At 62.3% G+C, this 21,358-nt stretch carries 18 protein-coding genes, 1 tRNA gene and 1 pseudogene; 12 read left to right on the top strand and 8 right to left on the bottom strand.

Going from position 1 to position 21,358, the window contains the following annotated elements:
• The first annotated feature begins 44 nt into the window (after nt 1-44).
• Complete coding sequence (locus tag INT40_RS11145; protein WP_193096075.1) at nt 45-1,343, top strand: NAD(P)/FAD-dependent oxidoreductase; 1,299 nt, start codon at nt 45-47, stop codon at nt 1,341-1,343.
• A 148-nt stretch (nt 1,344-1,491) separates the two neighbouring features.
• On the top strand, nt 1,492-2,910 hold the full coding sequence (locus INT40_RS11140; RefSeq protein WP_193071269.1) for an SLC13 family permease: 1,419 nt from the start codon (nt 1,492-1,494) through the stop codon (nt 2,908-2,910).
• A gap of 121 nt (nt 2,911-3,031) precedes the next feature.
• Here INT40_RS11140 and INT40_RS11135 read toward each other — a convergent pair whose 3' ends face one another.
• Complete coding sequence (locus tag INT40_RS11135) at nt 3,032-3,619, bottom strand: GNAT family N-acetyltransferase (protein ID WP_193071268.1); 588 nt, start codon at nt 3,617-3,619, stop codon at nt 3,032-3,034.
• 170 nt (nt 3,620-3,789) lie between these two features.
• On the opposite strand from INT40_RS11135, the gene INT40_RS11130 reads away from it, so the two are divergent.
• Nucleotides 3,790-4,116 (top strand): GNAT family N-acetyltransferase, encoded by a 327-nt coding sequence (locus tag INT40_RS11130; protein WP_101574548.1) that lies wholly within the window; start codon nt 3,790-3,792, stop codon nt 4,114-4,116.
• Here the strand turns inward: INT40_RS11130 and INT40_RS11125 are convergent.
• Nucleotides 4,062-4,568 carry a DUF2306 domain-containing protein gene (locus tag INT40_RS11125; protein ID WP_193071267.1) on the bottom strand — a complete coding sequence of 169 codons (507 nt, stop codon included), beginning with the start codon at nt 4,566-4,568 and terminating at the stop codon, nt 4,062-4,064. The genes INT40_RS11130 and INT40_RS11125 overlap by 55 nt on opposite strands.
• Before the next feature lie 123 nt (nt 4,569-4,691).
• Here INT40_RS11125 and INT40_RS11120 point away from each other — a divergent pair, with 123 nt between their 5' ends.
• From INT40_RS11120 to INT40_RS11110, 3 genes are all read left to right on the top strand, one after another.
• The gene (locus INT40_RS11120) at nt 4,692-5,402 is read left to right on the top strand and encodes a MerR family transcriptional regulator (protein ID WP_193071266.1); all 711 of its coding nucleotides are present in this window, start codon (nt 4,692-4,694) and stop codon (nt 5,400-5,402) included.
• 125 nt (nt 5,403-5,527) lie between these two features.
• Nucleotides 5,528-6,985 carry an NAD-dependent succinate-semialdehyde dehydrogenase gene (locus INT40_RS11115; protein ID WP_193071265.1) on the top strand — a complete coding sequence of 486 codons (1,458 nt, stop codon included), beginning with the start codon at nt 5,528-5,530 and terminating at the stop codon, nt 6,983-6,985.
• A gap of 212 nt (nt 6,986-7,197) precedes the next feature.
• Nucleotides 7,198-7,710, top strand: coding sequence for a putative immunity protein (locus INT40_RS11110; RefSeq protein WP_193071291.1), 513 nt, complete (start codon nt 7,198-7,200; stop codon nt 7,708-7,710).
• An 85-nt stretch (nt 7,711-7,795) separates the two neighbouring features.
• Here INT40_RS11110 and INT40_RS11105 read toward each other — a convergent pair whose 3' ends face one another.
• The 3 genes from INT40_RS11105 to galU all read right to left on the bottom strand — a co-directional run bounded on the left by INT40_RS11105 (nt 7,796) and on the right by galU (nt 11,300).
• Nucleotides 7,796-9,643 (bottom strand): hypothetical protein, encoded by a 1,848-nt coding sequence (locus tag INT40_RS11105; RefSeq protein WP_193096074.1) that lies wholly within the window; start codon nt 9,641-9,643, stop codon nt 7,796-7,798.
• Between the two features lie 74 nt (nt 9,644-9,717).
• The gene (locus INT40_RS11100; protein ID WP_101574557.1) at nt 9,718-10,314 is read right to left on the bottom strand and encodes a GNAT family N-acetyltransferase; all 597 of its coding nucleotides are present in this window, start codon (nt 10,312-10,314) and stop codon (nt 9,718-9,720) included.
• A gap of 83 nt (nt 10,315-10,397) precedes the next feature.
• The gene (gene galU, locus INT40_RS11095; RefSeq protein ID WP_193071263.1) at nt 10,398-11,300 is read right to left on the bottom strand and encodes a UTP--glucose-1-phosphate uridylyltransferase GalU; all 903 of its coding nucleotides are present in this window, start codon (nt 11,298-11,300) and stop codon (nt 10,398-10,400) included.
• Nucleotides 11,301-11,341: 41 nt separating this feature from the next.
• On the opposite strand from galU, the gene INT40_RS11090 reads away from it, so the two are divergent.
• Nucleotides 11,342-11,998, top strand: coding sequence for a 5-formyltetrahydrofolate cyclo-ligase (locus tag INT40_RS11090; RefSeq protein WP_193096073.1), 657 nt, complete (start codon nt 11,342-11,344; stop codon nt 11,996-11,998).
• Nucleotides 11,976-12,308, top strand: a pseudogene (locus tag INT40_RS21360) (FmdB family zinc ribbon protein); the annotation flags it as partial. The gene INT40_RS11090 and the pseudogene INT40_RS21360, both read left to right, overlap by 23 nt.
• 14 nt (nt 12,309-12,322) lie before the next feature.
• Here INT40_RS21360 and INT40_RS21355 read toward each other — a convergent pair.
• Nucleotides 12,323-12,523 carry a hypothetical protein gene (locus INT40_RS21355; RefSeq protein ID WP_413463158.1) on the bottom strand — a complete coding sequence of 67 codons (201 nt, stop codon included), beginning with the start codon at nt 12,521-12,523 and terminating at the stop codon, nt 12,323-12,325.
• Nucleotides 12,524-12,678: 155 nt separating this feature from the next.
• Here INT40_RS21355 and INT40_RS11080 point away from each other — a divergent pair, with 155 nt between their 5' ends.
• Together INT40_RS11080 and mscL are read left to right on the top strand one after the other, a co-directional pair.
• Entirely contained in the window at nt 12,679-13,308 is a 630-nt protein-coding gene (locus INT40_RS11080; protein WP_193071260.1) for an SAF domain-containing protein, read from the top strand.
• Between the two features lie 228 nt (nt 13,309-13,536).
• Nucleotides 13,537-14,013, top strand: coding sequence for a large conductance mechanosensitive channel protein MscL (mscL, locus tag INT40_RS11075; RefSeq protein ID WP_193071259.1), 477 nt, complete (start codon nt 13,537-13,539; stop codon nt 14,011-14,013).
• A gap of 189 nt (nt 14,014-14,202) precedes the next feature.
• On the opposite strand, the gene INT40_RS11070 is transcribed toward mscL, so the two are convergent.
• Nucleotides 14,203-14,442, bottom strand: a complete 240-nt coding sequence (locus INT40_RS11070) for a hypothetical protein (protein WP_101574563.1) — start codon at nt 14,440-14,442, stop codon at nt 14,203-14,205.
• Nucleotides 14,435-19,225: a DUF4011 domain-containing protein gene (locus INT40_RS11065; RefSeq protein WP_193071258.1), complete on the bottom strand. Its 4,791-nt coding sequence runs from the start codon at nt 19,223-19,225 to the stop codon at nt 14,435-14,437. Before INT40_RS11065 ends, INT40_RS11070 begins: the two co-directional genes overlap by 8 nt.
• Nucleotides 19,226-19,332: 107 nt before the next feature.
• Between INT40_RS11065 and INT40_RS11060 the strand changes: the two genes are divergently transcribed.
• Nucleotides 19,333-19,408: transfer RNA gene (locus INT40_RS11060), tRNA-Arg, on the top strand.
• 372 nt (nt 19,409-19,780) lie between these two features.
• Nucleotides 19,781-21,307, top strand: coding sequence for a hypothetical protein (locus INT40_RS11055; RefSeq protein WP_193071257.1), 1,527 nt, complete (start codon nt 19,781-19,783; stop codon nt 21,305-21,307).
• The last annotated feature ends 51 nt before the right edge of the window (nt 21,308-21,358 follow it).

Raw genomic sequence — 21,358 nt, 5'->3', positions numbered from 1 at the left:
TGATGGCGAAGTCGAACCATGATCCAGTCGAGAAGGATGCGGCAATGAGTGCGAACGCGATAGTCGTCGGCAGCGGCGTGATGGGAGCGTCCATCGCGTTTTCCTTGGCCAAACGTGGATACTTCGTCACCGTCGTCGACAAGAAGGCGGGACCGGCGCAGGGTTCGACGGGGGCGACCAGTGCGATCGTTCGCTTCACCTATTCCCTGCGGGACTCCATCGCCCTGGCCTGGGAGTCCAAGCACCTGTGGGAGAACCTGCGGGACCATGTTCAGGCACCGGAATCGGAACCGGTCGCGGACTTCATGCGCACCGGCATGGCCGTCTTCGACATACCCGGGCTGATCCCGGCCACAGTCCGCACAGACTTCGAGGCCCTCGAGATCCCCTATGCCGAGTGGGACGCAGCCGATCTTGCCCGGGAGCTGCCCGGTGTCGACCCCTCGAACCACTTTCCACCGACGCGCCCGGAAGATCCAGCCTTCCTCGACGACAGTGTCGAGCCCGCCACAGCACTGTACACACCCGACGGCGGGTATATCTCTGACCCGGTCCTGGCCACGGAGAACTTCGCCCGCGCCGCCAAACGACATGGCGCCCGGTTCCTCTACAACACCGAGGTCATCGGCCTCCACCACGCCGATTCCACCTGGTCGATCAACCTCGCCGATGGCCGAGTCCTCGATGCCGACGTCGTGGTCAACGCGGCCGGACCCTGGTCAGCCCGACTCAACGAGCTCGCCGGGGTCGGATCCGACCACGGAATCTCGCTGACTCCCCTACGCCAGGAGGTCCACACTCTGCCGGCGGAATCGACCGTCATCCGCGCCGATGGCTCCCGCATCCCGGCCGTGCTCGATGCCGGTATCGGCACCTATATGCGCGCCGAGGTGGGCGGCCAGCTGCTCATCGGAGGCACAGAACCCGAATGCGATGAGCTGGAATGGGTCGAGGACCCTGACACCGTATCGATGAGCGTTCGTCCCGAACAGTTCGAGTCGCAGGCGCTGCGAGCGGCCAAACGCTTCAACGACATCACGATCCCGAACCGGGCCCGAGGAGTCGTCGGCGTCTACGATGCCTCTACCGACTGGACTCCGATCTACGACCGCTCCGAGGCAAATGGCTTCTATCAGGCGGTCGGCACCAGCGGCAACCAATTCAAGAATGCGCCGATGGTCGGCGAGCTCATGGCGGAACTCATCGACGCCGTCGAGCACGGTCATGACCACGACCGTGATCCCCTCCAGATCTCACTCGGATACACGGGCGGGGAGCTGAACCTGGGTACCTTCTCGCGGCTGCGGTCTCCGGCAGGGACAAGCGGAAACGTCATGGGCTGATCTCAGCTGGGCACACTCACGTGCCGTTATTTGGGAATTACCGACCATTCGGGCTGCGATTACCGCTACTGTCCTTGCCGAACTGGTAATGTCGCTCAGCGAGCCATCCAGTTTCGTTCAGCGAAATTCCAGCCTAAATGGGGAAATCATGCTCCTTCAAATCATTGCATTGTTGATCTTCATCGCCCTGTTCGCAATCGGCGCGATCCGCGGTGTGCAGATCGGCATACTCATGCTCGTCGGCGCAGCCGGCACCGGTCTGTTCCTGGCGGATATGAATGTCGATGACATCATCGCGGAGTTCCCGCTCTCGATCATGATCCTGCTGGCCGGGGTCACCTACTTCTTCGCCATTGCGCAGGAGAACGGGACCGTCGACAAGATCATCGACTGGGCGCTGGAGAAGGTCGGGTCCTCTGCCGTCCTCCTCCCCATCGTCTTCTTCATCATCACAGCCGGCATTGCCTCCATGGGGGCGCCTCTTGCCGGTCTCGTGATGATGCCGGTGGGCATGCAGGTGGCCCGCAAGTACGGGGTCGACTATGCGCTGATGGGCTTGGCGATCTGCTTCGCCATCGGTGCCGGCGGGTTCGCTCCGACCAGCCTCTACGGCATCGTCACGTACAGCACCGCCCATGATGCGGGAATCGACCTGTCGCCGTTCCTGCTCTTCGGCATCGCCGTCGTCGTCTATCTCGTCATGCTCGTCGTCGCCTACTTCATGTACGGTCGCACACTCTTCGGACGCAAGTCCGCCATGGCCGCGGCTGGTACCGCGCACTCCGGTTCCTACGTCAGCGAGACGAACGGGTTCGGAACCACCGGCGAAGGTGCCGGTTCCACGATCTCCCGTGGATCGGCCTCGGCGACCAAGGTGGCCTTCGGTGAGGATGAAGAGGACGAAGCGCTCTTCGACTCTTCAAGCACCTCGGCGAGCGCCGAGTCGGGCCCCTTCACATTCGTGCAGATGCTCACCGTGGTCCTCATGGTCGGACTCATCGGCTCGGTCGTCGCTCTGGCAGCATTCGGCAAGGAGCCCGACATCGGCCTGCTGTGCTTTCTGTTCGGTGCGATTCTTTCGCTCGCCGATCCTAAGACCGGCAAGGCCGCGCTGCCCAAGATCGACTGGTCGACCGTCCTGCTCGTGGGCGGCATCATTACTTTCGTCGGAGTGCTGCAGAACATGGGCGCCGTCGATCTCCTGGGTGAGGGCGCCGAGGCGATCGGATCGCCGCTCATCGCTGCCTTCGTTCTCTGCGTGGTCGGCGGACTGGTGTCCGCGTTCGCGTCCACGACCGGCATCCTCGCCGCGCTCGTGCCTCTCGCGCTGCCCCTCATCGCCGCTGGCGGAGTACCCGGCTGGGCACTGATTGCGGCGCTGGGCGTGTGCTCGGCCGTCGTCGACGTCTCGCCGTTCTCGACGCTGGGTGCCACGGTCGTGGCCACGGCTCCACAGGATCATAAGGCGCGACTGACGCGCATTCTCGTGAAGTTCGGCATGTCGATGGTCATCATCGGGCCCATCGTGCTCGTCGGCGGTCTCGTCATCCCTGCCATGTTCTTCTGAGGCATCTGGCGTCCGGACCCATTGGGACGCCCGCCTCCAAGACGCACATGGTGCCCAGCGAAAATCGCTGGGCACCATGTGCGTCTGTGTCACTTCATTCGGTTCGACCCGCTGCCGGAACTCAATCCAGCGGTTTGACCAGTACGACGAACTCGAGGTCATCGACCAGGGGCACACCGAATCGATCGTCGCCGTAGGGGAAGGGCTCGATCTCTCCCGTGCGCTCGTAGCCGCGGCGCTCATAGTAGGCGATGAGTTCGGCGCGCTTGTTGATGACGCTCATTTTCAGCGAGTGAGCGTTCCAGCGTTCGACCGCCCACGCCTCGGCGAGGTTCATCAGTGCCGAGCCCACACCCTGGCCCTGTCCGAGCGGAGAGACCGCCAGCACACCGAGGTAGGCGATCCCGTCGACGGGTTCGCGCAGGTAGACGCTGCCGACAGCATGCCCTTCGGCGGACCGGACCAATATCATCGACGAATCGGTCTCTGCGAGCATCTCGCGGGCCATGTCGGCATCGAGTCGCTGACCGCTGAGCAGATCCGCCTCCGTCGTCCACCCCCGCTTCGAGGGCTCACCCCGGTAGGCGGAAGCGACGAGCTCAACATAGTCGTCGATGTCGTCGAGGCCGAGTTCGCTGACCTCGAAACCTGATTCGTGCAGGATCAGCATGTGAGCATCGACCATGGTGGCGGGTGCGTATGAGGGCATGGGTCGGCTCCTTGAGGATGTCTGACCGTCGACAGGAACGGCCGAAAGAACGGGTTGCTCAACAGGTTAGTCGCTAGGCGGCGAACACAACTATAGTTTCATGTAGCAGAATTGACTCAGCTACGTGTCGGCCTGGAACCGACCGACACCTTCGCCTCTAAGGAGCGTTCATGGACCTCGAGATCTCGGACGAGACCTACACCTTCGCCCAGGACTCAGCGGCTTCTCGCTTCACAGTGAGCCATGACGGCAAGCGCATCGGTCACGTCGACTACGTCGACCGCGAGGCCAGCCCGGACGACACCTCAGAGTCCACCGTGCGCACGTTCACCCACACCGAGGTGTCCCCCGCCTTTGGTGGTCGCGGCCTTGCCGCTCACCTGGTGCGTTTCGCCCTCGAGACCAGCGCCGAGGCGGACCTGAAGTTCCGCACCACGTGTTCTTATGTCATGGAATTCTTCCGCAAGAATCCGGAGTTCGACGAGCTGCGTGCCTGAGTCGGCACGAATTTGAGAACGTAGCCGACCCAGACCGTGGCGGCGATGACGATTGCCGCGACGGCGCCCCACAGCAGAGTCGGATCGACAATCGCCAGCTGCGGTATCTCCCTGCCCGGAATGATCGCGGCGAAGGTGCCCGCCGTCAGCGCGCCGAGCCATGATCCGACCATCATCGCGATGTGCCTGCGGATGTTTCCACGCCGGATTGCAATGACTCCGACGGTTGTGGTGCCGAAGGTGAAGATCGCGAGTGCATGGAAGACCGTGAAGCTACCGCTGAGGGTGTAGATGAACATGCCGCTCACGCACACGAGATACATGAGGATGACCCATGACCGCCCGATCCACCTGTGCCTGCGGTCCTTGGTCCGCCGGATGATCTGAACCGGGGCCAGGAGCACTACACCAGAGGCAGCCAGAGCGTGGATTGCTATGAACATCGTTGTCATAGACCTAAGATAGTTCCACTAACCAATTGCGGCAACGAAGATAGCAGAACAGGAAATGCTATCCAAGTCAGCTGCTATTCACGTTGCCATCCGCACTGCCATCTCAGCCGATTGGAGACCCGAATGAAGCTCAGCGCCTTGGCCCAGGAATCCGGAGTCTCGACCGCCAGCATCAAGTACTACATCCACGTCGGAATCCTGCGCCCTGGCCACAAACGCAATGCGACCACGGCGGATTACTCCCAGGCTCACCTCGACCGCCTCGGGCTCATCACCTGGCTGCGACGAGAACTCGGCTCGCCGATTGACTCCATCGCCACACTGACTCGGGCCATCGATGACGAGTCCCTGGAGAACATCGAGCTGATGGGCATCTGCCAGAGACTTGCACTGGAGGCGAGCAATGTCCCGAAGTCCGCAGCCGGCTCATCCTCGCATTCCGAGCCTGAACCTGCAACGGCAACGGCAGCAGCGGAACCGGCACCGGCACCGGCACCGGCACCGAAAACTATCGAGAACGATATCCGTGACGTTCTGCAGGAACTGGGCTGGCCGGACATCTCACCGACCGCAGTGGCATCGATGGCAGGCGTGCTCGAGGAGTTGAGCACCTCAGGCTATCCCGTCGGACGAGACACAATCATGCGCCACATCCAGGCTCTGACCGAGGCCGCCAGCAGGAACACCACCCCGATCACTGATGACCTGAGCAGGGACCAGATCTGTATCGAGGTGGTTCGGGGCATCACCTTGCACAACCGACTACTCGTCGCGACGAGTGCTCTCGTCCATGCTTGCCTATCGGCAATGCCTCGAAGCTCGCAGTCCAGCTAGCTTCAGACAACGAAATTCGTATTACATGCATCGAATATCGCCACTACACTGTTCACTACTGCTCGCTTTCGTGCCTATCGGCCACCTGCAGTTATGCCTTATCGACAACCAAGGAAGGATCAGTCGTGGACATCACGCCGATCATCGACAAGCTCAACACCGGACTATTCATCAATGGCCAGTGGCGCGATGCCGAGGGTGGAAAGACGGTTGACGTCATGAACCCCGCAACTGGTGACTTCATCACCACGGTCGCCGACGGGTCTGCAGCCGATGCCGAGGAAGCCATCAAGGTCGCCGGTGACACCCAAGAATCATGGGCCGCTACCCCGCCACGCGAACGCGCCGAGATCCTCCGCCGTGCCTTCGAACTTCTCATCGAACGCTCCGATGACATTGCAGCAGTCATGACCGCCGAGATGGGCAAGCCCTTCGCCGAGTCCAAGGGCGAGGTCACCTATGGGGCCGAATTCTTCCGCTGGTTCTCCGAGGAAGCCGTGCGCGTCGGCGGCGAATACACGCAGTCCACCGATGGCAAGACCCGCGTCATGGTCTCCCGTGAGCCGGTCGGGCCCTGCATCCTCATCACCCCGTGGAACTTCCCACTGGCCATGGGCACCCGCAAGATCGGCCCGGCCATCGCCGCCGGCTGCACAATGGTCTTCAAGCCAGCGAAGCTGACCCCGCTGACCTCTCTGATGCTCGTCGACGTGCTCATCGAGGCCGGTCTGCCCGATGGCGTCCTCAACGTCGTCACCTCCGAATCCGCTCGCCGCGTGGTCACCCCGTGGATGGAGTCCGGGATTGCCCGCAAGGTGACCTTCACCGGATCCACCGAGGTTGGCGTGGGCCTGCTCAAGCAGGCCGCCGACAATGTCATGAAGACGTCGATGGAGCTCGGCGGCAATGCTCCATTCGTCGTCTGCGAGGACGCCGACATCGACAAGGCCGTCACCGGCGCGGTCCAGGCGAAGATGCGCAACGGCGGTGAGGCCTGCACCTCGGCGAACCGTCTGTTCGTCCACTCCTCCGTTGCTGAGGAGTTCTCGGCGAAGCTGACCGAGCGCATCGGCTCGATGAAGGTCGGCAACGGTCTAGATGAGGGCACAGAGGTGGGGCCGCTGGTCGATCAGGACTCCCTGGACAAGGTCGCTGCCCTCGTCGATGACGCCGTGTCCAAGGGTGCGAAGGTCCTCACCGGCGGGTCAACGATCGAAGGCAAGGGCTTCTTCTACAATCCGACCGTCATTACCGATGTGCCTCTTGACTCCGAGATCCGGACCACCGAGATCTTCGGACCTGTCGCCCCCATCGTCACCTTCGACACAGACGACGAGGGCATCGCCTTGGCCAATGAGACCGAATTCGGTCTGGCCGGCTACCTGTTCAGCGAGAACGTCGAGCGTGCACTGAACCTGGCCGACAAGATGCAGGTCGGAATGGTCGGCCTCAACACCGGCCTGGTCTCCAACCCCGCAGCACCCTTCGGTGGCGTGAAGAAGTCCGGACTCGGTCGCGAAGGCGGAAGCGTGGGCATCGAAGAGTTCCTCGAGGTCAAGTACGTGGCTCTGCCCCGCGCCTGATTTCGCCCTGAACCTGCTCATCAGGCTCGTCGCCACAGACCAACAGAAGATGCGTATGCCGTGCATGAGTGCATGGCATACGCATCTTCTGCGTGTGGAAGTCTGCTGGGACCGGCGTTGAGAGCTTCGCAGCTACAATCGGGCACCATGAGCATAGATTGCCAGCCAAATGCACGGCTTCGCGTGCAGCCGACTGCGGCAACCGAGCAGCCATGATTCTGCCTGAGGTTCGCGACCCGTCGATGGTGACGATTAGGCACGGTGGAACGCTGCGCGATGACGATCACCGACTGCTGGCGCTATGGGCGGCAGACTGTGCCGAGCACGTCCTGCACCTCTTCGAAGTCCAGGTTCCCGAGGACATGCGAGTACGTGATGCTGTGACTGCCGCACGTGCCTGGGCGGAAGGGACCATGCCGATGATGCAGGCGCGTGCCGCCGGGGGCCATGCCATGGGTGCGGCCCGTCCGTTACGGGGCGCAGCTAGGTTCGCGGCCTATGCGGCCGGGCAGGCTGCCTGCGTCGCTCACGTGGCCGAACACGATCTTGGTGCAGCGGCCTACGCCATCAAAGCCGCCCGCAGTGCACACCCCGAGGTCGCTGCGGCCGCACGCACTGAGCGCGACTGGCAGAGATCCCAGCTGCCCAACCAGGTCCGCCAGCTGGTCCTGTTAGATCAGCGACGACGCGACTCTATCTGCTGGTTCGTCTTCGGCACCGACTGAACCGAATCGCCGGCGACGCAGTCCTGAAGGCTTGACGCCTTGAGGTTTGAAGCTTGAAAGCTTGCAAGCTTGCAAGCTTGAAACGTCAGGCGCGGCGGCGGGCCAGAACGTCGTCGATGGCGCCCATCTCGGGTGCTTTGTTGGTTCGAATCGCATTACGACCGTGTTCCAGGGGGCTGTCGTCACGGGCGGAGTCGCTGAGTTCGGGGCGGTAGCCGAGTTCAGCGGCGAACTGAGCCGCGATGTCCTCACGGCTGCGAGCCTGAGTTTCATAAGACGAGGCATCGGCCGCCTTCGACTCAGAGACCGGGTGCTCGACCTGTGGGGCATCTACATAGCTGGGCACCGGCAGTGGTGTCGGTGACCAGGCACCACGTGCCTGCAGTCGCTGCATGAACGGATCATTGACCTTGACGGTGTCGACAGTCGAGGCGGTCGCCACGACGTCTTCTTCCGGTGCAGCGACATTCTCGGTCTCAGCCTCGGCCTGTGGTGCCGTCTCGACTTCTGCGGCCGAGTCCACACCCGGAGTCGATTCGGCCGCGGTGTCATTCTCCACGCGATCTGTCTCAGCCGAGTCCGTGGCTGCAGCGTGTGATTGCGAGTCCTCGGACGCCGCTTCTTCAACGATGGGGATCGGTCCGGTGAGCAGCACCTGGCGAGTGGTGTGTCCCTCTGCAGCTTCGTTGCGGATGCGCACGAGCGGAATCTCGCCGGTGTCGGCTTCTCCCTTGATGTGCTTTGCGCTCACGTTGCGCTGCATGACGGCACGCGCCCGGGCTGCCTTCGTCGATCCTGCCGAACGTGTCTCGCTTGTCTTCGCAGCCGCAGTCTTCGCACCCGTGGCCGTCGAAGCGGCGGGTGTCGGTGCGGTGCTCGTGGTCTTTGCAGTCGTGGTCTTCGATGCAGTGTTCGCACCCTTCGCAGCCCGAGCGTCGAGATCACGGAGACGAGCCTTGATCTCGCGTTTGCGCAGGTTGAGTGTGCGCACGATGGCCAGGGAGACGATCGCGAGTCCGAGGAACACTCCGGTCAGAGCGATATGGACGACCGAGAACATCGCGAGCACGCCTGTTACAAATACGCCCAAGGCAGAGGCGAGGAATACCAGTGCGAATCCTCGCGTCATCGCACCCAGTGATTTCATCGACTCGCGCAGTGTCGTTGCTTTCTCAGTCATCGAATGGTCCTCATCGGCTCCGAAAGTCGGATTGGGAATCTGTGTACCTCGCCTGTTTGTCTTTGCTGTGTCTGCGGTGATGGCTTCACCGGATCGGCTGTGCCGCGATCGCGGATGAGCCTGTCCCGGCCGGATCGGAATCGTCCCGGAATGCTCGCCGAGGTGGCTGGTGCTTGCCGAACCTCGGCCGTTCGACGAGCCCTGGCCGTTCGAACCGTGGCCGTTCGAGCCTGACTGCGACTGGTTGAACACGGCCTGGACTGCCGGGTGCACCAGCCGAATGTTGTCGGTCCTCGCCGAGGTGGCTGCCTCATGTGCACTGTGACTGAGGCTGTCGAGATAAGTGGAGTGGGATTCACCAACGGCCACGGGAAGGGAGCTGCGCTGGTGCTGCTCATCCGCCTCGGCGATGGTGGAATTCGTGTCCGCGGTCGAACTCGTGTCGGCATGCCCGTCGATGACGGCGAACTCCGGTGTCCGCGCTGAGAGGCTGAGCGTCGGGGCGCTGGCCATCGGGGCGACGTCGGGGCGCGGGACGGTCGGTTCGATGGTGGCTGAGGAGTGGAAGACTCTCGCCCGTTCGGAGTGATCGTGGCCCGGTATCTGAGGGTCAGCGGCGATGACCTGTGCCTCTGCCGGGACTGTGTCGATCTCGACGCGGGAGAGCTCCGTCGCTGATTTGCGGATCATTGTGGGCACAACAACGACGAAGACCACGATGATGGCGATAACGACGATGATGCTGGTGTCCACAACTGCAACCCTAGAGCGCCCGGATCAGCAACGACGTGAAGGGCTGTGGTGTGTCGGTCAAACAGGTGCTAAGTTCACATCTTTCTCAGGCTGTGACGGTAGGCGGCGAGGATTCCCTGCGGAACCTCCTCGGCGACCAGGGCGAAAGTGCGATGGTCACACCATCTGCCGTCGATGTGCATGTACTTCTCGCGCAGCCCCTCATCCCGCAGACCCAGCTTCTCGACCACGCGCAGGCTGGCAGTGTTCTCGGGCCGGATGTTGATCTCGATGCGGTGCAGCCCCAGCGCGAAGAGGCAGTGGTCGGCGGCCATGGCGACAGCGATGGGAGTGATGCCGCGGCCGGCGACTCGCGAATCGATCCAATAGCCGATCTGTCCGCTGAGGATGGACCCCCAGCTGATGCTCGAAACGGTGAGCTGACCTCGGAATTCACCGCCGACCTCGATCGCCAGCGGCACCGACTGCCCCCGCTTTGCCTGCTTGTCATACATGCGGACCATGGCCCGAAAGCCCGGGAGCTGCTGGCCGGGAATCGGCAGCGTCGCGTCCCAGGGGCGGAGCCAATCCTGGTTGTACCGACGCACCTCTCGCCACTGGCTCTCGTCGTGCCGGTGCAGCGGACGCAGCACGATGTCGGACTGCTGATCAGTCAGTATGACTGGCCACAAAGGGCGGCCTCCGCTCTCGAGTGCTCAATCAGGAATGTCATCTGGTGCGGTGATGCCAACGGCTGGGGCATTGCCACGGGCGATCAGGGAAGCGTTGCCACGTATTCCTTGAGCCAGCTGTTGAGGTCAGCGCCCAGATCCTCGCGGGCGCTGGCGATCTGCACGACAGCTTTGAGGTAATCGAGCTTGTCACCCGTGTCATAGCGGGCGCCCTTGAACACGACTCCGTAGACCCCATTGCCGCCATCCTGTTCAGCGAGGACCTGGAGGGCGTCGGTGAGCTGGATTTCGTTGCCCCGGCCCGGTTCGGTGGTCTCCAGGACGTCGAAGATCTCCGGCGCGAGGACATAACGGCCGATGATGGCCAGATTCGATGGGGCTTCACCCTGTTCTGGCTTCTCGACCAGACCGGTGACTTTGACGACCTCGTCATCGGAGGTGGGCTCGACGGCTGCGCAGCCGTAGAGGTGGATCGCCTCGGGCGGGACTTCCATGAGCGCGACGACGCTGCCGCCGGTCTTCTCCGCAACCTCGATCATCTTCGGCAGAATCGGGCTGCGTTCGTCGATGAGGTCATCACCGAGCAGAACCGCGAACGGCTCCTGGCCCACATGCTGGCGGCCCTTGAGCACCGCGTGGCCCAGGCCCTTCGGATCACCTTGGCGCACATAGTGGATGTCGGCAAGCTCGGAGGCGTGACGAACCGCGGCGAGCTTCTTGTCATCGCCTTTCTTCGCCAGTGCGGCTTCAAGCCCGTCGACACGGTCGAAGTGGTCCTCCAGGGGTCGCTTGTTGCGCCCGGTGATCATGAGGAGGTCCTGGAGCCCGGCATCGGCGGCTTCTTCGACGACGTATTGGATGGCCGGTTTGTCAACGACGGGCAGCATCTCCTTGGGAGTTGCCTTGGTGGCGGGGAGGAAGCGGGTGCCCAGACCGGCCACGGGGATCACGGCCTTGCGCACTGTGCGCTGCGTTTCATCACTCATGTCGTTCATCTTAACCACTGGAAGTGATTCCGATTAGGCTTATGGGCGTGGATGCAGAAACTTCAAAGGCGCAATTGCGTGCACGCATACGTTACGAACGCGCCGCTCGGGCCGCGACGGCCCCCGAGTCGCGAGGCGTTGAGGCTGAGCCCTCGGTGGCCGAGTCCGCCTGGGCACTGGTCGAGAGCCTGTGGCCAGATCTGGATCTCAACGGACGTTCGATGCTCGCCTATGCCGCATTGGCCGGCGAACCCGATATGGATCCGGTTGTCGACCGGTTCCTCGCCCATGGCGGAACCGTCTACCTTCCCGTTGTCACCACCGTCGGTCAGCCACTCATGTTCGGTGCTGTCACCGAATCCATGGCAACCCTCGAGCCTCGTGGGAAATGGGGAATTCGTGAACCCTCACCCGCGTTGTCCGCCGTTGACCTCCTCGCCGAGGTGGCCCCCGACATTATGTTCGTCCCCGCCCTCGGGTTCGGCCCCGAGGGCGCACGTTTGGGAAATGGCGGCGGTTTCTATGACCGCACGTTCGGCCCGCACGGCGAGGTGCCTATGGAGAGGGAAGACCGCATGGGCTGGGTCTTCGGGGTCTGCTTCTCGACCGAGCTCGGTCTGCCCGGACTTGCCGTTGAAGCCTGGGACCTGCAGATCACCAGTGCCGTGACCGATCATGGCGTCCACTCCTTCGACTGAACCGAGACGCAGGTGTGGGGGTCCGCAGACGCTGGAGTGTGGGCCGCAGATGCCCACTTGCGTGTACGAGCCTGTGGACAAGATTCCGGTCGCTTGGGCTCCTCACCCCATGCGTTACTCGCGGGTGAGCGCGGTGGACTATAATCTTCTCGTCGAAGAAAGGTCTCGAATGCCCGTTTACGCCTACGCCTGCAAGAGCTGTGGTCATGCTTTTGATATTCACCAAGACTTCAGCGATGACTCGCTCACGATCTGCCCCGAGTGCCAGGGACGCCTGAAGAAGGTCTTCGGCACGGTGGGGATCAGCTTCAAGGGTTCCGGCTTCTACGCCACTGACTCCCGCGCGAGCAATTCGAGCACAGTCTCCTCTTCCTCGAATTCCGATTCGTCGAGTTCGTCCAGCTCTTCGGACTCATCAGGCTCATCCAGTTCGGCAAAGGAATCGTCGAGCTCATCGGATTCGTCCTCGTCGACGTCCAGCTCACCGGCCAAGAGTGCCCCGGCGGCCAGCAGCGCTTCCGCCAACTGATTCCACCGTCCAGGTCGCCTCCGGTCTCGCCGGAGGTCGTGTGGATTGACCGCCCACTCATGTGCGTTTCGCCTGTGGACACAGATCAGCTGTCCACAGGCCTTGTCTGTTCCCTTGATCCCAGCCTCTGAGCACCAGCACGCTCATAGGCATGGGAATCATGCGCCGCATCAAAGACCGAGTCTCGACGTGGTCGAGGTCCTCACGGATCAAACCACAGCGGGTCGTCGCCGCCGTCTGCTTCGCGTGTGCATGTGCGCTCGTCGTCTGGATCCTCACCCCGGATCAGGGCGGAACCGCCGTCGTCGTCGCCAACAGGAATCTGCCTCCGGGGTCTGAGCTGCGCTCGCAGGACCTGACCGTTGTCGAATTTCCGACGCGGCTCGTCCCTGACAAGGCCTTCACTTCGATCTCGGACGCCGATCACAAGCGCACCTCTGCAGGCTTGTCCAAGGGGTCACCCGTGACTCAGTCGGCGGTCCTCGACCAGCAGGCGTTGCCAGAGGACAGTACCGATCTCCTCATGCCCGTGCGCTTGGCCGATGACTCTTCGGCAGCGCTCCTGGAGCCGGGGCAGCGAATCCGCCTGTTCAGCTCACTCCCCGATGGGGGTTCTGACGTAGTGGTGAAGGAAGTGACAATAGCCCGATTGGTCGACCAGAGTGACGGCATTTCTGCTGAATCAGGGCAGCTTGTCTCGGTGATATTGTCATCGAGCGATGCTGAACGGATCGCAGAATTCGCAGGGATGCCGATCAGCTTCGCAATCCTGCCCCGCTGAATCAGCGCTGGATCACCAACCACGCCGCGCGGCCCTCACGTGGGCTGCATGCTGACTCAGCGGCGGTCTTCACCACGCGACTCAGACCCGGCGAACCGGGATTTCTTCGTGGCAGAAAGATCGCATGTCTACCGCGTGTAGACGAGTTACCCGTGTGTATCATGTCATCGTAATAGAAGTGGTTCACTCCGCATTATTGTTTTCATATACGCCGAAAGGGTGCCTCTAATGCTTAAAGGTTTCAGAGACTTCATTCTCCAGGGGAATGTCGTCGAACTCGCAACCGCAGTCATCATCGGCGGCGCCTTCACAGGGATCGTTACGGCTTTCTCCGATAAGGTCATCAACCCGCTGATCGCCGCCGTCGGTGGCGCAGAAGGGCCGGCACTGGCCTTCAGGGTTAAGGCGGGCGTCGAAGAGACGACAATTGATCTGGGCGCTGTGCTCACGGCCGCGATCAACTTCCTGATCGTCGCCGCCGTCGTCTACTTCATCATCATCGTCCCGATGAACAAGCTCAACGAGCTGCGCAAGCGCGGAGCCCCGGAGGAAGAAGTTCCTCCGACCACCGAGGATCTGCTCGGCGATATCCGCGAAATCCTCCGGACACAGGCGGCCACCACCGCTGGTGGTCCTGCCGAAGGTCCAGCCAGCACGGCCGGTCCATTCGACGACACCGAACCGACGGAGCCCCCACGCCACTGATTAGCGCGAGTGCGGCAAAGGCCCGTTTCCACTTTGGGGAAGCGGGCCTTCGTCGTTCTCAAGCTCAACCGGTATCGCTCGGGTTCAGTCGGTGGGCGTTCGGCCTAGTCGGTAAGCGTTCAGCTCTGTTGGTGAGCGTTCGGTTCAGTCGCTCACTACCTCTACAACTGACGAGTCATTGAGTACCGGTCACCAGTGCGGGGGCTTCTGCGATCTGTAGTAGTCCGCGCTGAAGCCTCCTTTGCCGGTCTCTGCCTCATTGCGCAGCGTGGCCCGGTACTTCCGCAGTGCCGTGTCCAGACGCGCCTTCTTCTGCTGGTCCGTCTCATGCTCTTCAGCAGGCACCTGACCGGCTGCACCTTCAGCGGGTTCTGGGTCATGTGCGTGCTCGCCCTCGGGCGGTTGTTCGCCGAGGCTGTCTTCACTCATCGCTGTGCAGTGGATCCGTGCGGGGCTCGACATCGGCCGCGCTCGGGCGTTTCGTCGCGGCCTCCTGCTCGCTGGCGACTGTCTCCTGCTCACCTGAGGCCGTTTCCTGCTCAGCGGAAACCGTATCCTGCACAACCCTGGTGGGCTCGGACGTTCCGGCCTGGTCCGCCCGTGCCGCGTCAGGTGTCTCCGGTTCATCCGAGCTGGGCACCTGGTCATTGCTCGCGGTCTCGATCAGACCCGCCTGACGCAGCTCGTCAGCCCTGATCTTTCCCGTGTCGAACGTGGGTACGACCTCGTCCTCCATGGGGCTGTGCTGATCTGCTTCGGGAACCAGAACCTCGGCGCCGGTGACGCGTTTGGCCTGTGCATGCCGTTGACGATAACGGTCCACGGCCGCCTGCAGCTGGGAGTCTCCGCGACCGGAGCTGCCCTTCTGGGCCAGTGCCGTGCGGAGCAGATCCTTGATCTCGCCATCCCCGCGCACGACAGCATCGGACTGAACCCAGTCGATCATTGCGTCAAGACCCGAGTCCGAGTATTTGTGCATGGGCAGCCCCGGCACCAGCTTGGGCCGGCTGCCGGTGCGGCCGACGACGACCGAGGCGGCACGAGCCGCGTTGAGGACGGCCTGCGGGCTCATCTTCTCGACCGTGGACTTCCACGCATCGAAGATCTTCTCGGTCTCTGACTGAGGATCGACGAAGGCATCGGTGGACCACATGCGCATGAACTTCCACCCGCGACGAGCCAACTGTTCGGGCACGACGCGGTCACGCTGGCGCAGGCTGCGCACCGAAGCGTATTCGGGTCCGTCTCCGGCGACGGCGATGATCATTCCATGCTCGTCCTCGGTCGAGTTCGCCACGGCCAGATCGATGCCGTTGTAATGTTCGTGAGCGACGACGCCGAGCTGCAGCAGACGATCGGCGATGTCGTTGAAGAGCGGATCGTAGATCTCACCGTGTGGGCCCGGCTGTCGGACACCACCGGTGGCCACTTCGTCGAGCAGGCGTGGGAGCAGGACCGCTCCCCCGGAGAGCTTGTTCGTGTCGAAGTCATCGGATTCGATGCTCGAGACCACGGTGAGTCGTTTGCGCGCCCGTGTCATTGTGGCCGCGAGGATCCGCTCCCCGTCGGGACCGGACAGCGCGCCGAAGTCGTGGATGACTCGACCGTGGACGGTCCGGCCGAAACCGAAGGTGAAGATCACGGCATCGCGGGACATCCCCTGCACACGTTCGGCATCGGTGACCACGAAGGGTTCCTTGCTCGAATCGTTGAAGAATGCTGCAACATAGGGCAGATCCTTCATCGCCCGTCCGATCGCAGTGGCGACGCGCTGAGCGTGATGCGCGGTGAGTGCAACGACGGCCAAGGACTCCCGCGAACGGTTTCGTGCGTGCCTGAGTACGAGTTCGACGACCCGTTTGACCTCAGCGTCAGGACTCTCGACACGACCCGTGCCGATGTCCGTCGGGCCTCTGCCGTCTGCCACGTAGGAGAACTCGAGTCCGGTGCCTTCGCCGGTGTGTGCGGTCGGCATCGTCGTGATCGTCGAATCGTAGAAGTGCCGATTCGCCAGATCGATGAGCCCGACCGGTGACTGGCGGTAGGAGTTCGACAGTTCCATTCGAGGCAGGAACTCGCCGAGGTGCTCCTGGACTGAGCTCGGATGATTCCCATCATCCATTCCCCAACGATCGACGGCGATCGAGAAAGGTCGTGGACCGAGCAGTCGGGAATCTCCAAGCGAGACGACCTGCCTGGCACGGGTGATGGCTGGAACCACGTCAGGGACCGAAAGACGGCCCGCATCGGCGATGACGACAGCGTCGAAGAGCGGCAGAGCCGAGAACAGTTCCGGCACCGTGTACGGACTGGCCATCCAGACCGGGGCAAGGGTCGTCAGCAGCTCGGGAGCACGCGTGGACATGGTCTGCACAGAGGTGTGCGGGGAGAGCAGTTCCTGCTTGATGACTCCGGCGGAGATCGGGTCGTTGTCGATGCCACGCTTCCAAGCCTGCGCATGGTTGTATCGCAGTCGACCTGCGCCGGCAGCGACGAAGGCACGGTCGTTTTCGGCGAAGCCTTCGGCCACTTGGTGCAGTGCGGCACCATCGTGACGGCCCACCTGTGGATCCTCGCTGGCCATCCGCTGCAGGACCGATGCCCAGTAGGCCAGGTCGAACTCCGGTCCTACGAGCGTGGTGTCGACCTTGCGACGACGCAGATCGGTGAGCAGATCAGACAGGCCCTCGTCAGTCAGCTCGCGCTGAATACGAGAGCGCTCGGGTAGTTCGGCGAGGTTCTCCGAGTCACGTCCCATGGCTTCGGTCCGTGCCTGCAGCTCTTCGATGAGCATTGAGCCCAGTTCGCCGCCATCGGGGGTGGTCTCGAGAATAGGTGCGATCTTGGCAATGTCGGCCTCAACCTCTTGCAAGATCTCATCAGCTTCGAGGACACCGCGTGGGATCTGCGGACGACCGTCATGACCGGCGAGGTCCTGGAGCACGATGCGCTGGGACCGGACATCGATCAGCGACGAGTGCAGGTCCGTGACATTGGCGCCGGGACGCAGGAACTCGTTTGCAGACTTCTTCTGGCGCTTGCGCTGAAGCATGCCCATCTCAACGCCGACCTCGGAACGGTATTCTGCGGTTCCCGTCGCGGCAATGAGATCGTCGAGTCGGTGGTCGTAGATGTCAGGGGCGAAGTTGTCGAGGGTCGTGCGCACCCGTAGCAGCACCTTGATCGCACGCGACCAGTCGTTGAGGTTGCGGCGGGGGTTCAGCTTGGCTTTGGACAGGACCGGTTCGACGGCCTTGACCAGATCAGGGATGGTTCGACCAAGACGTTCGGCGACGGTTCGTGCGGCCTCGGCCTCTTCGACGGATTTGAGGTCCGCTCCGAACCAGACGGTGTCCTCTACGTCGAGGGTGAAGGCTCCCAACGAGGCCAGCTCGCTGAGCTTTCCACGCAGTGCCTCGCGACGGTCGTCGCTGGATTCGAGGAGATCTTCACCGAATCGCACAGGTGTCTGCGGAGAATCGTCGCCGGAGGTCAGCTCCGCCAGGTGCTGCATCGTCTCGTAGACGGAAACGTCCCAGGGTTCACGCCGACGGTGCAGTGAGGAGACATGTTCGTTCAGAATCTCGCGCTGTTCGTTGAGTTCGTTGAGCAGCCCGGTCAGGTCGGGCCGTTCAGCCTTTTCAGCCGAACCGATGAGACCGACGAGCTGGTCCCGAATCCCGCCGGTGCCCTGGCGAGTGTCGACTGCGAATTCCGAGAGTCCAACCTCGCCGAGGCGGGAGGAGAAGTCGTCGAGCGCGTCAGCGGTCTGTGCCAGGAAAAGCACGCTCTTGCCTGTGTGGGCCAGGGTTGTGGCCACAGCGACGGCGACCTGGGTGGCACCAGTGCCGGGAGGGGTGTCGACGACGACGGATTGCCCTGACACGGTCGCGTCGACGACGGCCTGCTGGTCACCGTCAACATCGATGACGAGGAACTCTTCCTGAGGTTTGCGATCAGGGAGAGGGGTGACGGGTTCCTTGAGCGCGGCAGGAACGACATCGTCTTCGTCGGAGTCGACAGCTTCCGGGTCTGCGGAGCTGTCCGTGTCCGCTGCGGACTCTGAACTCTGAAATTCTGGGGCCTTGGAGGCAGGAGCGTCAGCCTCTGCCGCTGACGATGTGGTGTCTGACGTTACGGAGTCTGATTCCTTGCCGTCAGCGGCACCCGACGTGGTCTTCTCTTTGCCGATGGTGGCAGCGTCGTCGGTGTTCTGATCCGACTGCGCGCTGCTATCGCTGGCAGCACCGCCTACTGAGGTCTCTTCTGCGGAGTCGTCGGGCAGGGGCTTGGAGTCCCCGGGCAGTGAGCCGTCGGTGATCGGCACCGTCGGCTGAGAGAACTCGTCGCCGTCAACATCGGCGTTCAGCTCAGAGCTGTTCAGTTCGTCGGCAGCCTGCTTATCAGAAACCTGCCCATCGGCACCAGATGCGTCTTCCTGGCGCGCGGGCTGCCGCGGAGCCGGAGAGTAGGAAGGGCCGCCGAGCACACGCCGGACGTCTTCGTCTCCGGCGAGAGCTCTGAGGATCGGGTGCTGTGTGGGCAGGTAGTCAGTGGTGAATGGGCTCGCAATGTTCGCGAACGTTGATACGACGAAGCGATGGTTGATGCGCAATCCGGGCACCGACTGTGCGAGGTCGCGGAGACGGTCGAGAGCTGGCCCCGGATCGAAGCCGTGCGGTCCGCCTGTCGCGTCGACCCATTCGTCGACGGGAACATCGAGGTCATAGACCTCGGACAGGTGCTGGACCAGGGCAGGGTTGATCATGATCCCGTCGCCCAGCACGATCTCGAAGTCCTCGACGCGGGAGCCGCGGGGAACAAGCGTGACATGGCGCATCACGACGGGGGCGTTGAACTTGTACTTGGAGTCTTTTTCCGTCCACGAGGCGAAGCCGATCGCCAAGTGCGCAGCCTGAATTCCGCGTTCATTGTCGAGCTGCTCTGCCTTCGACCGGATCGATTTCGCACGACGGCGTGCGTCGGCGAGGACCTCATGGTCGCGGACCAGGCTGGAGAGCCGGGTGGCCCGACCGGCCAGAAGCTGGGCTAGACCAGACGGGTGAGCTCCGGAAAGATCAATGCTGCCATCACGCGAATCCCGGAAATGGAGCATGGTGTCGCGACCACCCAGGTGGGCAGCCTGCTGTTTCCACTCGACGTAGACATCGTCGAGTTCTGGGAACTGATCGTCAACAACGGAATCTGGCACAATTCGACCCTAACGAGAAACTTCACATAATAGGTGCTGGCACACCGTGAAACATCTAGGTTTCTTCTACGCTACACTGGGTGGTCGTGGCTGAAGAAGACCACACCGCCCCCGTAGCTCAGGGGATAGAGCACCGCTCTCCTAAAGCGGGTGCCGGCAGTTCGAATCTGCCCGGGGGCGCCACAGCAGACATTGACCAGAGCCCATTCAGGCGCAACGGAATCACCCAGCGCAATGGTGAATACCGGCTTGCAACCCCCGCTCGCCAGTTCCTTTTCGACTCCCCCGCCCCCTCACCTTTGAGGTCTGTTCGCACGATTGACCTCACTCTCATCGAGCCTCTTCCCAGGACAACGAGCCGCGCCCGACGGTATTTTCACTGGTAAGACGCCCACAGCTGAACCCTGAAGCATACTCCCTTGCCGCAAAATGAGACAACTATCCTTGTTTTCCCTATACTGACCTGGTGGGAGCGAGAGAGGGCATCTCCTCTGTATCTACGTTCGTGGAGTCGACGGCCGACACCACGGAACGCACCCAGGAAGGAACCACAATATGCGGCACCTCCGCAGACGACTGCCCGTAGTCGGCACAACGATTGCATTGATCGCCGGGAGCACTCTCCTTGCCTCACCAGCAACGGCTGCACCTGAACTCGGTCCCCAGCTCAGCGCGTACGAGGGAGAACCGGATTTCACCGGAGTCACCACCAACCCTGAGACGGACAACCAGGGCGGCATCGACAACGCCACCATGTACGGGGCCTATATCCCCTCGTCCGGCGTTCTCTCCGGCAATCGGGTCTGGTGCATCGATCGAGGCCTGACCCAACCCATGGGCAACGGCTACGACGAGGGTGGCAAATCCTCCGTCGAGGCTCCAGAGCTGGCCTATATCCTCGCCAAATGGGACGAACCCCGCAGCGACCAGGCCAGTCAGATGGCCCATGACATGGCCATCAGCGAGCATGTGCACAGCTCTGAGGAAATCGACCACCGTGATATTCTCGACGACCGCAGTCTCGAAGAAGTCACCGATGGAATCGGGTGGAACGAGGACTCTCAGAATCTCAAGGACATCGGCGCTGAGAAGTTCTCCGATGATGTGCTTCCCGATGCCTACGACCTCTCGGCACTCATGGGTGACGAAGCCGCAAAGTATGCGGGCAACGGCACCTACGAAGCCGAAGTCAGCATCGATGCGGACTCGTCGACGGCAACCGTCTCGCTGGTCAACTCCGAAGGTGTCGAGGTTCCCGGATTTGAGGGTGAGCTCTCTGTCGACGGTGCCGAGGCTGAAACCACGGACATCACCTCCGGGGAAGAACCGGTCGAGGTGCCCCTCGACTTCGCCGACGACGTCCCCGACGCATCTGTGTCCGTGACGTTCTCGGGCCTGCCCACCGGTTCAGTGACCCAGTGGGATCCCAAAGACTTCGACGCCGATGATTATGATCGCACAAGCCTGCAGGGTGTCATTGAGGGTCAGGAGACTACGGCCGAGGCATCCGATTCCTACCAGGGCCTCTACACGCCGGAGGTGTCTTCGCAGGTCTCGGTCAACGAAATCACCGACCTTCCAGCCACGGTCACTGACAAGGTTCGCCTGGACCACTGTGCACCGGGCGAAACCATCGACGATGCCAAGGTCGATGTGTATGCCGAAGACGGCACCATCGCTCAGTCCAAGTCCGTCCCCGAGGACGCTGAACTGCTCGAGACCTTCACTCCCGACGTCACTTGCGGTGAAGACGGCACCGCCGACTTCGAGACCGAGAAGCTCGCACTCGATGCTGACTTCGTGGAACCCGGCAAGGAGAAGTCGGTGACATTCGTGGCCTCGGCTCCTGCCTCCGGTTCAAACGAGGCCTTCTCACATGAGTACGGTGTGCCCTCGGAGACCGTGGCAATCACCATCCCCGAGGCTGAGAAGCCAGACGATCATCCAGTCGTGAAGACGGGGGCCTACGTTGATTCGGCCGACGGTGGTCCCAATTGGAACCTTGTCGGCGGCATCGGACTGTTGACCGCTGCGGGTGCGCTCATCATTGGTGCACTGCGCCGTCGCACGACGAGGGGCTGAAGTTTCAGTCATGATTCGAGGAATCAGTCAAGACTCGAGGATTAGGTCATG

The organism is Brevibacterium sp. FME17 (genome assembly GCF_014897515.1).
In the GTDB taxonomy this organism is placed as follows: Bacteria; Actinomycetota; Actinomycetes; order Actinomycetales; family Brevibacteriaceae; genus Brevibacterium.
Note: the sequence above shows the minus strand (reverse complement) of the source record. Positions and strands in the feature narration are given on the sequence as shown.

Bases quoted from the DNA above. Each gene is read 5' to 3' on its own strand.
- INT40_RS11145 (WP_193096075.1), top strand. From the start codon at position 45: ATGAGTGCGAACGCGATAGTCGTCGGCAGCGGCGTGATGGGAGCGTCC.
- INT40_RS11140 (WP_193071269.1), top strand. From the start codon at position 1,492: ATGCTCCTTCAAATCATTGCATTGTTGATCTTCATCGCCCTGTTCGCA.
- INT40_RS11135 (WP_193071268.1), bottom strand. From the start codon at position 3,619: ATGCCCTCATACGCACCCGCCACCATGGTCGATGCTCACATGCTGATC.
- INT40_RS11130 (WP_101574548.1), top strand. From the start codon at position 3,790: ATGGACCTCGAGATCTCGGACGAGACCTACACCTTCGCCCAGGACTCA.
- INT40_RS11125 (WP_193071267.1), bottom strand. From the start codon at position 4,568: ATGACAACGATGTTCATAGCAATCCACGCTCTGGCTGCCTCTGGTGTA.
- INT40_RS11120 (WP_193071266.1), top strand. From the start codon at position 4,692: ATGAAGCTCAGCGCCTTGGCCCAGGAATCCGGAGTCTCGACCGCCAGC.
- INT40_RS11110 (WP_193071291.1), top strand. From the start codon at position 7,198: ATGATTCTGCCTGAGGTTCGCGACCCGTCGATGGTGACGATTAGGCAC.
- galU (WP_193071263.1), bottom strand. From the start codon at position 11,300: ATGAGTGATGAAACGCAGCGCACAGTGCGCAAGGCCGTGATCCCCGTG.
- INT40_RS11090 (WP_193096073.1), top strand. From the start codon at position 11,342: ATGGGCGTGGATGCAGAAACTTCAAAGGCGCAATTGCGTGCACGCATA.
- INT40_RS11080 (WP_193071260.1), top strand. From the start codon at position 12,679: ATGGGAATCATGCGCCGCATCAAAGACCGAGTCTCGACGTGGTCGAGG.
- mscL (WP_193071259.1), top strand. From the start codon at position 13,537: ATGCTTAAAGGTTTCAGAGACTTCATTCTCCAGGGGAATGTCGTCGAA.
- INT40_RS11070 (WP_101574563.1), bottom strand. From the start codon at position 14,442: ATGAGTGAAGACAGCCTCGGCGAACAACCGCCCGAGGGCGAGCACGCA.
- INT40_RS11055 (WP_193071257.1), top strand. From the start codon at position 19,781: ATGCGGCACCTCCGCAGACGACTGCCCGTAGTCGGCACAACGATTGCA.